The organism is Xanthobacter aminoxidans (assembly GCF_023571765.1).
In the GTDB taxonomy this organism is placed as follows: Bacteria; Pseudomonadota; Alphaproteobacteria; order Rhizobiales; family Xanthobacteraceae; genus Xanthobacter; species Xanthobacter aminoxidans.
The window spans coordinates 120389-133593 of record NZ_JAMJXC010000006.1; the positions used below are offsets into that span (position 1 = coordinate 120389).

Consider the following 13205-nt stretch of genomic DNA (forward strand, 5'->3'; position numbering starts at 1 on the left):
AGCGCGCGTGGGACGGGGATCGGATGCGCCCGCCGCCCGAATGGGCGGGCCGGAGCCTGCGCGCGATGGCGCGTCGGAAGCCGGCGGCGGCACCCAGAGCATCGCGCGCGCGATGGCGCTGCTGATGCTGGTGGGCCGCGCGGGGACGGAGGGCGCCCGCCTCGCCGATCTCGTCGCCAGTTCCGGCCTCTCCAAGCCCACCGTGCGGCGCGTCCTGCTGGCGCTGGTGCGCGCCGGGCTGGTGGACCAGGACGAGGCGAGCCGCCGCTATCATGTGGGGCCGGAGGCCTATGTGCTCGGCACGCTGGCCGCGCCGCGCTTCGGCATCCATGCCCTCGCCCTCGACGGTCTCTCCCGCATCGCCCGCCAGAGCGGCGACTGCGCCTTCCTCTCGGTGCCGCGCGGGATCTTCTCCGTGTGCCTGCATCGCGAGGAGGGCACCTGGCCCATCCGCACCCATGTGCTCCAGGCTGGCGACCGTCACCCCCTCGGCATCGGTGCCGGCGGCCTCGCCCTCCTCGCCGCGCTGCCCGAGGCCGACGCGGCGCGGATCATCGAGGCCAATGCGGCCGCGCTCGCGGCCTATCCCGGCTATTCCCCCGATCTGCTGCGCGCCGCCATGGGCGAGACCCGCGCGCGCGGCTATGCGCTCAATCCCGGCCTCTACGTCGCCGGCTCCTGGGGCATCGGCGTGCCGGTGCGGGGGGCGGACGGGCGCCCGTTCGGCGCGCTCTCGCTCGCCGCCATCGAGAGCCGGCTGGGCGCGGAGCGGCAGAAGGAGCTGGTGCCGCTGCTTCAGCGCGAAGCCGCCGCGCTGGAGGCGAAGCTCGGCGGCAGCGAGCGGGGGCCGCCACCGCGCCCGGCTCGTCCTTTGGCTCGCACGGCCCCCTGATTGTTTCCGATCCCGGAGTGAAGTGAATGTCCGCACCTGCCCAGACCATCGCCGAGGCCCCGCGAGGCGGCGTGGCCCGCACCAGCCGCCGGGTGATGAACCTCTCCCATTTCCTGCGCCAGGCGGCGCGGCGGCTGCCGGCCCATATCGCCTTCGTCGAGGGCGAGCGCACCGTGACGTGGGCCGAGATGGATGCCCGCGTGGATGCCATGGCGGCGGAGCTGGCCGCCCGCGGCGTCGTCAAGGGCGACCGCATCCTCGTGCAGTCGAAGAACTGCCTCGAAATGTTCGAGAGTATGTTCGCGGCCTTCCGGCTGGGCGCTGTGTGGGTGCCCACCAATTTCCGTCAGACGCCGGGGGAGGTCGCCTATCTCGCCTCCGCCTCGGGCGCGAGCCTCATGATCTGCCACCGCGACTTCCCCGAGCATGTCGAGGCTGCGCGCGCCGAGGCGCCTGACATCCGCGAGGTCATCGCCATCGGCGCGGCGGACTTCGGAGCGGACTACGGCGAAATCGTCGCCGCCCGCCTCGGCGAAAAGGTGCCGGTGGCGGATGTGGAGCATGACGACCCCTGCTGGTTCTTCTTCACCTCCGGCACCACCGGCCGGCCCAAGGCGGCGGTGCTGACGCACGGCCAGATGGCCTTCGTCATCACCAACCACCTCTGCGATCTGATGCCGGGCACCACCGAGCAGGACGCCTCCCTCGTGGTGGCGCCGCTCTCCCACGGCGCGGGGGTGCATCAGCTGGTGCAGGTGGCGCGCGGGGTGAAGACCATCCTCATGCCCTCCGAGCGCTTCGACGCCGCCGAGGCGTGGCGGCTGGTGGAGCAATGGCGCGTGACCAACATGTTCACCGTGCCCACCATCACCAAACTGCTCACCGAGCACCCCTCGGTGGACAAGTTCGACCACTCCTCCCTGCGCTACGTGATCTATGCCGGCGCGCCCATGTACCGGGAGGACCAGAAGTTCGCGCTGAGGAAGCTCGGCAAGGTGCTGGTGCAGTATTTCGGCCTGGGCGAGGTGACGGGCAACATCACCGTCCTGCCGCCCTATCTGCACGATCCCGAGGACGGCCCACACGTGAAGCTCGGCACCTGCGGCTTCGAGCGCACCGGCATGCAGGTCCAGATCCAGGACGATGCGGGCGGCGAGGTCTCCCCCTTCGAGACCGGGGAAATCTGCGTCTGCGGCCCTGCGGTGCTGGCGGGCTATTACGACAATCCCGAGGCCAATGCGAAGGCGTTCCGCAACGGCTGGTTCCGCACCGGCGATCTCGGCCACATGGACAATGAGGGCTTCGTCTACATCACCGGACGCGCCTCGGATATGTACATTTCCGGCGGCTCCAACGTCTATCCGCGCGAGGTGGAGGAGAAGGTGCTCACCCATCCCGCCATCGCCGAGGTGGCCATCCTCGGCGTGCCGGACCCCATGTGGGGAGAGGTGGGCGTCGCCGTCTGCGTGCTGCGAGACGGGCAGAGCGTGAGCGAGGAGGACCTGGTCGCGTTCCTCGATGGCAAGGTCGCCCGCTACAAGCTGCCCCGGCGCGTGCATTTCTGGGACGCCCTGCCGAAGTCCGCCTACGGCAAGATCACCAAGAAGATGGTGCGCGAGGCCTTGGCCGAGCGCGGGCTCATCTGAGCCGTTGACCGACCCAAAATACCCTCAGGGAGAAACGCCGTGTCGAGACCGGGAAGCGTGATCGTGACGGGTGGTGCCTCGGGCATCGGCCTTGCCGTGGTGGAGGAGCTTCTGGCCGAGGGCTGGCGCGTCGTCGCCGCCGACCTCGTGCCAGAGAGCATCGAGAAGGCGCGGGCCGCGCTCGCCCCCCATGGCGACACGGTGCGGGTCGTCCAGGCCGACATTTCCGACGAGGCGCAGGTGGTGAAGCTCGTCGCCGAGACGGAGAGCGGGTTCGGGCCGCTGTGGGGCGTCGTCAATTCCGCCGGCATCGCCCGCGATATCCCCGCCCTCGACACGTCGGCGGACATCTTCCGCAAGATTCTCGACGTGAACGTCATCGGCACCTTCCTGGTGGCGCGTGAGGCGGCGAAGGTGATGCAGGCGCGCAGCGCCGGCTCCATCGTCAACATCGCGTCCGTCTCGGGCATCCAGGGCAATCTCGGCCGCGCCGCCTATGGCTCGTCCAAGGGCGCGGTGGTGGTGCTCACCAAGGTTCTCGCGGTGGAGTTCGCGGCCCTCGGCATCCGCGTTAACGCCATCGCGCCGGGGCCAGTGGATACCCCGCTGGTGCAGGCGGTGCATACCGATCAGGCGCGCACCGCGTGGCTCGCCCGCGTGCCGCTCAACCGCTATGCGCAGCCCAAGGAGATGGCCGGCACCATCGCCTTCCTGCTGGACCCCGAGAAATCCTCCTACGTGACCGGCCAGACCATCAACGTGGATGGCGGCTTCACCGCTGGCGGGCTGATCCGGCCGTGACGGGGCAGGAGATAAAGGGGCGCGAGATGAAGGGCAGCGTCATCGTCACCGGCGGTGCCTCCGGCATCGGTCTCGCCGTGGTGGAAACCCTGCTCGCCGAGGGCTGGCGCGTCGTCGCGCTGGACCTCGCCGCCGACAGCATCGCCAAGGCGCGGGAGGATCTCGCGGCGCACGGCGCGCGGGTGCGGTTCGAGACGGTGGACATCACCGACGAAAGCGCGGTGGCGGCGACCGTCGCGCGCACGGCGGCGGACTTCGGCCCGCTCAAGGGGGTGGTGAACTCGGCCGGCATCGCCCGCGACATTCCGGCGTTCGACACGAGCGTGGAGCTGTTCCGCAAGGTGCTGGACATCAACCTCGTCGGCAGCTTCGTCGTGGCGCGGGAGGCGGCGAAGGCCATGCGGGAGACGGGCGGCGGCTCCATCGTCAACATCGCCTCGATCTCCGCTTTGCGCGGCAATCTCGGCCGCTCCGCCTATGGCGCCTCCAAGGGCGGCGTGATGACGCTGACGAAGATCCTCGCGGTGGAATTCGCGCCGCTGGGCATCCGTGTGAATGCGGTGGCGCCCGGCCCCATCGAGACGCCGCTGGTGCGCGAACTGCTGACGGCCGAGACCCGCGCCGCGTGGCTGAAGACCCTGCCGCTCCGCCGCAACGGCACGCCGCAGGAGGTGTGCGGCGCCATCTCCTTCCTGCTGGACGAGCGGGTGTCGTCCTACGTCACCGGCGAGACCATCGCCGTGGACGGCGGCTTCTCGGCGGGTGGTCTCATCAACGTGTGAGGCGGTGGGGAACCTGCTCCTCCACATGGATCGGCGATGCAGCCGTTGACCTGCCGCAGGTCTCGGGCATCGTCTGGCGGAGCGAACCGATTCCCGGTGCCGGGAGGCCGAGATGGAGGAGAGCGGTCAGGTCTTCGACCTCGCCATCGTCGGCGGCGGCATCAATGGCTGCGGCATCGCCCGTGATGCCGTGGGGCGCGGCCTCAGCGTGGTGCTGTTCGAGAAGGGGGACCTTGCCTCCGGCACCTCCTCCGCCTCCACCAAGCTGATCCACGGCGGCCTGCGCTATCTCGAATATTACGAGTTCCGCCTTGTGCGCGAGGCGCTGGCCGAGCGGGAGGTGCTGTGGGGCATCGCCCCGCACATCGTCTGGCCCCTGCGCTTCGTGCTGCCGCATCATCCGGGCCTGCGCCCGGCGTGGATGCTGCGGCTCGGCCTGTGGCTCTACGACCATATCGGCGGCCGTCGCCTGCTGCCGCCCACCCGCACGCTGGACCTGCGGCACGATCCCGCCGGCCAGCCATTGCGGCCCGGCTATGGCCGGGCTTTCGAATATTCCGACTGCTGGGTGGAGGATGCGCGCCTCGTGGTGCTCAACGCCCGCGACGCAGCCGACCGGGGCGCTGCCATCCGCCCGCGCACGCGCGTCACCAGTGCACGGCGGGAGGCGGGCCTGTGGGTGATCGAGAGCGACCATGAGGGCCGGTCCGAGACGGTGAAGGCGCGGGCGCTGGTGGATGCGGCCGGCCCCTGGGCGGGCGAGGTGCTCGACGTGCTGAAGACCGGCCGGGGCGAGGCACACGCGCCGCTCCGCCTCGTGCAGGGCAGTCACATCGTGGTGCCGCGGCTTTATGCGCACGAGCGCTGCTACATCTTCCAGAATGCGGACGGCCGCATCATCTTCGCCATCCCCTATGAGGGCGATTTCACCCTCATCGGCACCACCGACCGGGATTTTTCAGGCCATCCCGAGGACGTGCATGCGACGCCGGAGGAGGTGGCCTATCTGTGCGCGGCGGCGAGCGAATATTTCGCCGCCACCATCGCCCCGGAGCAGGTGGTGTGGACCTATTCCGGCGTGCGCGCCCTCTATGACGACGGCGCCGGGGCCGCCCAGTCGGCGACGCGGGACTATGTGCTCGCCCTCGATGCGCCGGAGGAGGGGGCGCCGCTCCTCACCGTGTTCGGCGGCAAGATCACCACCTATCGCCGGCTGGCGGAGGCGGCGCTGACGCGGCTTGCGCCGCACTTTCCCCATCTCGGCGCGCCCTTCACCGCAACCGCACCGCTGCCCGGCGGGGATTTCCCCCGGCAGGGCTACGAGACGCTTGTGCGCGCCCTGCGCGGTGCTTTCCCGGCGCTCGATCCCGCCCTGCTGGCGCGGCTCGCGCGGGCCTATGGCACGGCGGCCTTCCAGGTGCTGGAGGGCGTCACCGATGAGGACGACCTCGGCGACTGGTTCGGCGCGCACCTGTGCGCCCGCGAGGTGGACTATCTGATGGACCGGGAATGGGCGCTGACCGCCGCCGACGTGCTGTGGCGGCGCTCCAAGCTCGGCCTGCGCACCGCGCCGCATGCGGTGGAGGCGCTCGACGCCTATATGGCGGCGCGACGCGCCTGAAACAGAACAAGGGAGGACGCCGTGGCCGCCTACATTCTCGCCATCGACCAGGGCACCACATCCTCGCGTGCGCTTCTGGTGCGGCAGGACGGCTCCGTCGCGGCACTGGCGCAGGAGGAGCTGCCGCAGCATTTCCCGGCGTCCGGCCATGTGGAGCAGGAGGCGGAAGATATCTTCGGCACCGTGCTCAATTGCTGCCGCGCGGTGCTGGCGAAGGCCGGCGCCACGGCCTCGGACATTGCGGCCATCGGCATCACCAACCAGCGCGAGACGACGCTCGTGTGGGAGCGGGCGACCGGCCGCGCCATCCATCGCGCCATCGTCTGGCAGGACCGCCGCACGGCCGAGGCCTGCGCCCAGCTGGAGGCGGACGGCCACGGCGCGTTGGTGAACGCGCGCACCGGCCTTCTGCTCGATCCCTATTTCTCCGCCACCAAGATCGCCCACATCCTCGATGCCGTCCCCGGCGCGCGGGAGAGGGCCGAGAAGGGGGAATTGGCCTTCGGCACGGTGGACAGCTTCCTGCTCCACCGCCTCACCGGAGGCCGCGTCCATGCCACCGACGCCACAAATGCCGCGCGCACGCTGCTCTTCGACATCCATCGCGGCGCGTGGGACGACGATCTCCTCGCCCTGTTCGGCGTGCCGCGCGCCCTGCTTCCCGAAGTGAAGGACTGCGCGGCCGACTTCGGCGCCACCGATCCGGCGCTGTTCGGCGGGCCCATCCCCATCTGCGGCGTGGCGGGGGACCAGCAGGCAGCCATGGTGGGGCAGGCGTGCTTTGCGCCGGGCATGGTGAAATCCACCTACGGCACCGGCTGCTTCGCTTTGCTCAATACCGGGGCGACGCCGGTCGCTTCCTCCAGCCGGCTGCTGACGACCATCGCCTACCAGATCGGCGGGCGGCGCACCTATGCGCTGGAAGGCTCCATCTTCGTCGCCGGAGCGGCGGTGCAATGGCTGCGCGACGGGCTGAAGATCATCTCCACCGCCAGTGAGAGCGACCGCCTCGCAGCGGAGGCGGACGCGGGACAGGACGTAATTCTCGTCCCCGCCTTCGTCGGCCTCGGCGCGCCCTATTGGCGGCCGGAGGTGCGCGGCGCCCTGTTCGGCCTCACCCGCGCCACCGGCCCGGCGGAACTGGCCCGGGCGGCGCTGGAGAGCGTGTGCTTCCAGACCGTGGACCTCATCGACGCCATGCGCGCCGACTGGCCGGATGGCGACACGGTGCTGCGCGTGGATGGCGGCATGACCGTCTCCGACTTCACCATGCAGCGCCTCGCCGACCTCCTCGGCGCCCCGGTGGATCGGCCTGTGCAGAAAGAGACGACCGTGCTCGGCGCCGCCTATCTCGCGGGCCTGGAGTGTGGCTTCTTCCCGCCGCCGGACGTCTTCGCCGGCCAGTGGCGGCTGGAGCGGCGGTTCACGCCGCAGATGCTGCCCGAGGTGCGCGCCGGCCGCATCGCCCAGTGGCGGGATGCGGTGGGGCGGCTGATCGGCGGGGTATGAGGACGCGGGGTTCGGGATTGACCTTGCCGGCACGTCGGCGCCGAATTGACCGAATGAATACGGGGAGAGCGCCATGGTCCGGGACGACAGTTTCTCGGCGGACGAGCGCGCCGCCATCTACCGCTGCATCGCCGCGCGGCGGGACGTGCGCCGGAACTTCCTGCCCGATCCCGTGCCCGACGCGGTGCTCGCCCGCGTGCTGGCCGCCGGCCATGCGGCGCCCTCGGTGGGCTTTCTGCAGCCGTGGAACTTCATCGTGGTGCGTTCGGCCGAGACCAAGGCGGCGCTGCACGACGCCTTTTCGCGCGCCAATGCGGAAGCGGCCGAGATGTTCGAGAGCGAGCGGGCCCAGCTCTATCGCACGCTGAAACTGGAGGGCCTGCGCGAGGCGCCGCTTCTGCTGTGCATCACCTGCGAGCGGGATCGCGCCGGGCCGGTGGTGCTGGGGCGCACCCACCAGAGCGAGATGGACATCTATTCCACCGTCTGCGCCGTGCAGAACATCTGGCTGGCGGCGCGGGCGGAAAATCTGGGCGTCGGCTGGGTGTCGATCCTGGACCTCGCCGACCTCCGCCGCATCCTCGCCATCCCGGACCCCATCGTGCCCATCGCGCTGCTGTGCGTGGGCTATGTGGATGGGTTCGCGGCCACGCCCGACCTCGAGCGGGCCGGATGGCGACAGCGCCTGCCGCTGGAGGAACTGGTGTTCGCGGAGCGATTCGGTGCGCGGGAGAAGGCCGGGACGTAACTGGCTGCCGTCCCTGCGGAGAAGTTCGGCCGCCCGCCTCAGCGGGCGAGGGCGACCTGCTGGCCGGTCTCGGCGATGGTGCCGACGTAATGGTTGGGGCCATCCGGCTGGAGCCGGACAGTGACCTTGCCCTGATGGTTCTGCAGCACGATGTCCGAGCCCATCATGTCCCAGCCCTTGGTCATGAAGATCTCGCTGGGGCAGGAGACGTCGGCCTGGGCGGAAAGGCCGCTGAGGCCGCGGTCGGTGCCGAGGCGCACCGGGCAGGAGGCCTTGCCGCCATCCCACGAGAAGCTCCAGGCGCCGGAAACCTGTTCCTTGGCCGCGCTGGGGGCGAAGGCGGTGGCGCCGGGATTGGCCGGAGGCGGCGTGAGGGGCACGTTGGAAGCGGTGGTGCGCGGCGTGATGGCGCCGGTGGCGGTATCGGCCGCAGCGGTGGACACGTTGCCGGGCACGGGCGAGGATTCGACCGCACCCGTCGGCGCCGTGAGCACGCGATTGGCCGCCATGGCGGACGGCTTCGCCCCGAAGCCGTCAAGCTCCGTGCTGCACCCGCCGAGGGCCAGCGCCAGAGCCGCCGAAACCAGAACCACCTTCATCCATTGTTCTCCGGACGTGTCCGCAACCTAGCGCCTTCACGCGAAAACCGCCACCCGCCCCTGAGTGGCTCGCACGGGACGCATCGACGTTCGGACCACAGCTGACAGGCGCGAACCCTAGCCGGCTGCGGGTAAACGCACCCTTTCGTGAGATCGTGGCAGCAGCAAGGCTGGTGATGTATCAAGATACCGTTTCGCGGCGGCGGATGGACGCGATGGTTAAGGCGGTTTAATCACCGGCGCACCTTGCGGCACGCTCTTCCGCGCCCTTTTCCCGTCCTTGCCTTGCTCGGAGCTTTCCATGGCCATGCTCGATCCCCGCACGCTGACCCTCGTCGTGACCGGCGCCACCTCGGGCATCGGCGCCGCCACCGTCCGCCGCTTTGCGAGCGCGGGATCGAAGGTGGTGGCCGTGGGCCGCCGGGCCGACCGGCTGGAAGGTCTCAAGGCCGAGTTCGGCGACCTCATCCTCCCGTTGGAGCTTGATGTGCGCGACGAGAAGGCGACGTTCGACGCCTTCTCCAGCCTGCCGGCGCCGTTCGCCGACTATAACATCGTCTTCGCCAATGCCGGCCTCGCGCTCGGGCTCGAGCCCGCCCAGAAGGCGGACCTGGACGAGTGGAAGACCATGGTGGAGACCAACATCACGGGCATGCTCACCACCGTGCGCGCGAGCCTGCCGGCCATGGTGGCGCGCAAGGAGGGGCATGTGGTGTTCACCGGCTCCGTCGCCGGCGACTACCCCTATTTCGGCGGCAACGTCTACGGCGCCACCAAGGCCTTCGTGAAGCAGTTCTCCCTGAATTTGTGGGCGGATGTGGCCGGCACCGGGGTGCGCGTCACCAACATCGAGCCGGGCCTCGTGGAGACGGAATTCTCCGTGGTCCGCTTCTCCGGCGACAAGGGCAAGGCGGATCAGGTCTATGCCGGCTATACGCCCATGACCGGCGAGGACATTGCCGAGCAGGTGTATTTCGCCTGCACCATGCCCCGCCACGTCAACATCAACCGCATCCAGTGCATGGCCGGCCAGCAGACCTTCAACGGGCTGACCGTGCGGCGCGATCCGGCCTGAGGACGGTCGGCTCGGGGGAAATCGGGTGGCCGGCGCTTGCGGCGCCTGCTGAGATGGGCAACGCTCGATCAGAAGGAGACGTGCCGTGCTGGCGCTCGATGCCCCCGATCTCATCCTGTCCGCGGCGGCGCCGACGCTGACGGCGACGCCTGCCGCGCAGCTCGACATCGCCGCCCGCGACTATGACGTGGTGCGCCGGGCGGTGGAGTACATCTCCTGCAACGTGCGGCGGCAGCCAGAGGTGGAGGAGATCGCCGCCGCCACGGGCGTTTCCGCCCGCGCGCTCACCGACCTGTTCCGCCGCTGGTGCGGCCTCACGCCCAAGGCGTTCCTGCAGGCTGTGACGCTCGACCGCGCCCGGCGCATCGTCGCCGAATGCCCCAACGTGCTCGATGCCGCGCTGGAGCTGGGTCTCTCCGGTCCCGGACGGCTGCACGATCTGTTCGTGGTGCATGAGGCCATGTCGCCGGGGGAGTGGAAGACCGGCGGCGCAGGCCTCGTCATCCGCTTCGGTTTCCATCCGTCCCCGTTCGGGCAGGCGCTGGCCATGTCCACGCCGCGCGGCCTGTGCGGCCTCGCTTTCGCGGATCTGGGGGAGGAGGCGGCCGCGCTCGCCGACATGCGCTCGCGCTGGCCCAACGCCACCTATGTGGAAGAGCCCGCCGCCACCGCGCCGCTGGTGGCGCAGATCTTCGATCCCGCCTCCTGCCGGGGCGACCAGCCCCTGCGCATCGTCTTCATCGGCACGGATTTCGAGATCAGGGTGTGGGAGACGCTGCTGCGCATCCCCATGGGCCGGGCCACCACCTATTCCACCATCGCCGAGCACGTGGGCCGGCCCAAGGCGGCGCGGGCGGTGGGCGCGGCTATCGGCAAGAACCCCATCTCCTTCGTGGTGCCCTGCCACCGCGTCATCGGCAAGAGCGGCGACCTCACCGGCTACCACTGGGGCCTGACGCGCAAGCGCGCCATACTCGGTTGGGAAGCCGCGAAGGTGGAGCCCAAGGCGGAGTGAAGGGCGGGCTCAGGCCCGCCGCTTTGCCTTCACATAGGCCTTGAGCACGTTCTGCATCTGGGTGAGGTGCCCCTTGCCCTTTGCTTCTTCGAAGAAAAAGTCGAACACTTCGGGGTCGAGCTTGAGGTGGACCGACCGCGGCTTGCGGGGCGGTTCGATCTTCGCTTCGGCCCAGAAGTCCGGGCCGAGGCTCTCGCCTTCGGGGGCGTTCGGATCGTGGTGAAGCTCACCCCTTTCCTTCATCTTCCGGATTTCCGCGAGCGAGGCTCGCTTGATATTGGGATCGCTCATGGCGACCTCCCCTCCAAGCGGTGATGAGCCGGATGCAGCTCTCCCGCTCCGTGTAAACGACAACGAAACAATCGTCTTCGACCATGCCGATGGAGATCTTGCGTTCCTCGCCATAGTCCTTTCGATCGTCGATTCGCGTCAGGACAGGCCCGTCGAAAATCAGAGCGGCGTAGAGGAGGTCAACTGAGCGCTTTTGTTTGACTTCCTGGCGTTTGGATTCGTCCCACTCAAGGTCCATGGAGTCGAAGTCCCTGTTAAGTTTTGATCATTCATGGGTCTCCTTCTCCTCAATGAGCTGCGAGACGCCGCAACTCACAAAGTCTACTCGGAGCTGCAAACCCGCAGCTCCAGTCAGTGTACAAAAAAGTGTACACTAAGCAAGTGGTTTATCAGCCGTTGGCGCGGCTGCGCCGTTGTCCTGGCTTCACCCCACCCAGCCCTTGAGTTCCCGCTCCACCACGGTCTTCAGCACCCGCATGCCCTCATCGCCGGCATTGAGGCAGGGGATGGCGGCGAATTTCTCGCCGCCGGCGTGCTCGAAGATCTCGCGGTTCTCGACGCCGATCTCCTCCAGCGTCTCCAGGCAGTCGGCGACGAAGCCGGGGTTGAACACGGCGAGCCGCTTCACACCACTCTCGGCCAAGGCCTTCACCGTCTCGTCCGTATAGGGCTTCAGCCATTCCTCGCGGCCGAAGCGGGACTGGAAGGTGAGGCGAAAGCGCTTTTCGTCCATGCCGAGGCGCGCGCGCAGCAGGCGGGCGGTCTTGGCGCACTGGCAGTGGTAGGGGTCGCCCTTGAGCAGATAGGACTTCGGCACGCCGTGGAAGGAGGCGAGGATCACCTCCGGCTCGAAGTCCAGCGCCGCCAGATGCCGCTCCAGATCGCGCGCTACCGCATCGATATAGACCGGATCATCGTGCCAGGGCGGCGCGACGCGCAGGGTCGGCTGCCAGCGCATCTCCTTCAGCGCATCGAAGGCCTTGTCGCAGACGGTGGCCGAGGTGGCGGCGGCATATTGCGGATAGAGCGGCACCAGCAGGATGCGCTCGCAACCCTGCGCCTGGAGCGCGGCGAGGCGCTCGGCGATGGGCGGCTTGCCGTAGCGCATGGCGAAATCCACCACGATGCGCTCATCGATGCCGGCGAAATGGGCGGCGAGCTTTTCGGCCTGGTCGCGGGTGATGGTCTTGAGCGGGCCTTCGTTGCGCTCATTGTTCCAGATGCTGGCATAGTCGCGGCCCTTGGGGCCTGGGCGCTTGGTGAGGATGATGGCGTTGAGCACGAACCACCACAGCGCCCGGTTCACCTCGATCACCCGCCGGTCCCAGAGGAATTCCTTCAGATAGGCGCGCATGGACCAGTAATCCGTCGCCTCCGGCGTGCCGAGATTGACGATGAGCACGCCGACGCGCCCGAACGCCACCTTGGGGTGGTCGGTGGGGAGTTTTTGGGGACGATGGGCGGCATCGGGAGAGAAGGCGGGAGCGTCGATCATCAGGTCCTCGGCTGCTGCCGGTGAGATGGCGCCTCGGCCGGGGCGCGTCAATGCGCCCGCAGGCGCCGAGCTTTTACGCAACTGCGGGCGCGCCGGATGGCCGCCCGGCGGAAACGATGATGGTCCGGACGGCTGGTGCCGCCGGACGGATCGATCGCCGGATGATGAGGTGAGGGATGGTGGGCGCGACAGGGATCGAACCTGTGACCCCTACGATGTCAACGTAGTGCTCTCCCGCTGAGCTACGCGCCCCCTCGCAGGAGCCGCCTCTATATCGGCTCGAAACGCCGGAGGCAAGGCAGGACTGTCAGAGGATATTCCGGCCTGTGGATGACTGCTCAGGCGGCGGTCAGCATCTTGCCCACCTCGCTCACGAGGTCGCGCAAGTGGAAGGGCTTGGACAGCACCTTGGCCTCGCTCGGCGCCTCGCCATCGGCATTGAGGGCGACCGCGGCAAAGCCGGTGATGAACATCACCTTGAGGTCGGGGTCGAGCTCGGTGGCCCGGCGGGCCAGCTCGATGCCGTCCATCTCGGGCATCACGATATCGGTGAGCAGCAGTTCGAACGGCTCCTCCCGCATCCGTTCATAGGCGGAGCGGCCGTTGTCGCAGGAGGCGACGGAGTAGCCCGCATTCTGGAGCGCCTTCACAAGGAAGCGGCGCATGTCGTTGTCGTCTTCAGCGAGCAGGATCTTGGCCACGCCGCTTCCCCTGATGTCATGTTCTGTCCA

The 13205-nt window shown here is 68.9% G+C and carries 14 protein-coding genes and 1 tRNA gene; 9 read left to right on the forward strand and 6 right to left on the reverse strand.

Annotation, left to right across the window (positions count from 1 at the left end):
- Positions 1-7 precede the first annotated feature (7 nt).
- The 7 genes from EJ105_RS11730 (at position 8) to bluB (ending at position 7999) form a co-directional block, all read left to right on the forward strand.
- Positions 8-892: an IclR family transcriptional regulator gene (locus EJ105_RS11730; RefSeq protein ID WP_250166472.1), complete on the forward strand. Its 885-nt coding sequence runs from the start codon at positions 8-10 to the stop codon at positions 890-892.
- A gap of 26 nt (positions 893-918) precedes the next feature.
- The gene (locus EJ105_RS11735) at positions 919-2538 is read left to right on the forward strand and encodes an acyl-CoA synthetase (RefSeq protein ID WP_250166473.1); all 1620 of its coding nucleotides are present in this window, start codon (positions 919-921) and stop codon (positions 2536-2538) included.
- 39 nt (positions 2539-2577) lie between these two features.
- Positions 2578-3339: an SDR family NAD(P)-dependent oxidoreductase gene (locus tag EJ105_RS11740; RefSeq protein WP_250166474.1), complete on the forward strand. Its 762-nt coding sequence runs from the start codon at positions 2578-2580 to the stop codon at positions 3337-3339.
- Positions 3340-3365: 26 nt separating this feature from the next.
- Positions 3366-4121 carry an SDR family NAD(P)-dependent oxidoreductase gene (locus EJ105_RS11745; protein WP_250166475.1) on the forward strand — a complete coding sequence of 252 codons (756 nt, stop codon included), beginning with the start codon at positions 3366-3368 and terminating at the stop codon, positions 4119-4121.
- A 112-nt stretch (positions 4122-4233) separates the two neighbouring features.
- Positions 4234-5742 carry a glycerol-3-phosphate dehydrogenase gene (locus EJ105_RS11750; protein WP_250166476.1) on the forward strand — a complete coding sequence of 503 codons (1509 nt, stop codon included), beginning with the start codon at positions 4234-4236 and terminating at the stop codon, positions 5740-5742.
- A gap of 21 nt (positions 5743-5763) precedes the next feature.
- Positions 5764-7251, forward strand: coding sequence for a glycerol kinase GlpK (glpK, locus tag EJ105_RS11755; RefSeq protein ID WP_250166477.1), 1488 nt, complete (start codon positions 5764-5766; stop codon positions 7249-7251).
- A 73-nt stretch (positions 7252-7324) separates the two neighbouring features.
- On the forward strand, positions 7325-7999 hold the full coding sequence (gene bluB, locus EJ105_RS11760) for a 5,6-dimethylbenzimidazole synthase (protein ID WP_250166478.1): 675 nt from the start codon (positions 7325-7327) through the stop codon (positions 7997-7999).
- Between the two features lie 38 nt (positions 8000-8037).
- Here bluB and EJ105_RS27810 read toward each other — a convergent pair whose 3' ends face one another.
- Positions 8038-8598: a protease inhibitor Inh/omp19 family protein gene (locus EJ105_RS27810; RefSeq protein ID WP_024277667.1), complete on the reverse strand. Its 561-nt coding sequence runs from the start codon at positions 8596-8598 to the stop codon at positions 8038-8040.
- Positions 8599-8899: 301 nt separating this feature from the next.
- Here EJ105_RS27810 and EJ105_RS11770 point away from each other — a divergent pair, with 301 nt between their 5' ends.
- Positions 8900-9673, forward strand: a complete 774-nt coding sequence (locus EJ105_RS11770) for an SDR family NAD(P)-dependent oxidoreductase (protein WP_250166479.1) — start codon at positions 8900-8902, stop codon at positions 9671-9673.
- Positions 9674-9758: 85 nt separating this feature from the next.
- A complete protein-coding gene (locus tag EJ105_RS11775; RefSeq protein ID WP_197022980.1) occupies positions 9759-10688 on the forward strand; it encodes a methylated-DNA--[protein]-cysteine S-methyltransferase in 930 nt (309 codons plus the stop codon).
- Positions 10689-10697: 9 nt separating this feature from the next.
- Here EJ105_RS11775 and EJ105_RS11780 read toward each other — a convergent pair whose 3' ends face one another.
- From EJ105_RS11780 to cpdR, 5 genes are all read right to left on the reverse strand, one after another.
- Positions 10698-10979: a hypothetical protein gene (locus EJ105_RS11780; RefSeq protein ID WP_250166480.1), complete on the reverse strand. Its 282-nt coding sequence runs from the start codon at positions 10977-10979 to the stop codon at positions 10698-10700.
- Entirely contained in the window at positions 10915-11217 is a 303-nt protein-coding gene (locus tag EJ105_RS28090) for a BrnT family toxin (RefSeq protein WP_394042069.1), read from the reverse strand. The genes EJ105_RS11780 and EJ105_RS28090 overlap by 65 nt, the downstream gene beginning before the upstream one ends.
- A 186-nt stretch (positions 11218-11403) precedes the next feature.
- Positions 11404-12474, reverse strand: a complete 1071-nt coding sequence (hemH, locus tag EJ105_RS11790; protein ID WP_250166482.1) for a ferrochelatase — start codon at positions 12472-12474, stop codon at positions 11404-11406.
- Positions 12475-12651: 177 nt separating this feature from the next.
- A tRNA-Val gene (locus tag EJ105_RS11795) sits at positions 12652-12726 on the reverse strand.
- Positions 12727-12812: 86 nt separating this feature from the next.
- The gene (cpdR, locus tag EJ105_RS11800; protein WP_029557269.1) at positions 12813-13175 is read right to left on the reverse strand and encodes a cell cycle two-component system response regulator CpdR; all 363 of its coding nucleotides are present in this window, start codon (positions 13173-13175) and stop codon (positions 12813-12815) included.
- Positions 13176-13205: the final 30 nt, after the last annotated feature.

What these genes read in the sequence shown, in the direction of transcription:
- EJ105_RS11735 (WP_250166473.1), top strand. Translation starts at nt 919, where the DNA reads ATGTCCGCACCTGCCCAGACCATCGCCGAGGCCCCGCGAGGCGGCGTG.
- EJ105_RS11745 (WP_250166475.1), top strand. Translation starts at nt 3,366, where the DNA reads ATGAAGGGCAGCGTCATCGTCACCGGCGGTGCCTCCGGCATCGGTCTC.
- EJ105_RS11750 (WP_250166476.1), top strand. Translation starts at nt 4,234, where the DNA reads ATGGAGGAGAGCGGTCAGGTCTTCGACCTCGCCATCGTCGGCGGCGGC.
- bluB (WP_250166478.1), top strand. Translation starts at nt 7,325, where the DNA reads ATGGTCCGGGACGACAGTTTCTCGGCGGACGAGCGCGCCGCCATCTAC.
- EJ105_RS27810 (WP_024277667.1), bottom strand. Translation starts at nt 8,598, where the DNA reads ATGAAGGTGGTTCTGGTTTCGGCGGCTCTGGCGCTGGCCCTCGGCGGG.
- EJ105_RS11770 (WP_250166479.1), top strand. Translation starts at nt 8,900, where the DNA reads ATGGCCATGCTCGATCCCCGCACGCTGACCCTCGTCGTGACCGGCGCC.
- EJ105_RS11780 (WP_250166480.1), bottom strand. Translation starts at nt 10,979, where the DNA reads ATGAGCGATCCCAATATCAAGCGAGCCTCGCTCGCGGAAATCCGGAAG.
- EJ105_RS28090 (WP_394042069.1), bottom strand. Translation starts at nt 11,217, where the DNA reads ATGGACCTTGAGTGGGACGAATCCAAACGCCAGGAAGTCAAACAAAAG.
- hemH (WP_250166482.1), bottom strand. Translation starts at nt 12,474, where the DNA reads ATGATCGACGCTCCCGCCTTCTCTCCCGATGCCGCCCATCGTCCCCAA.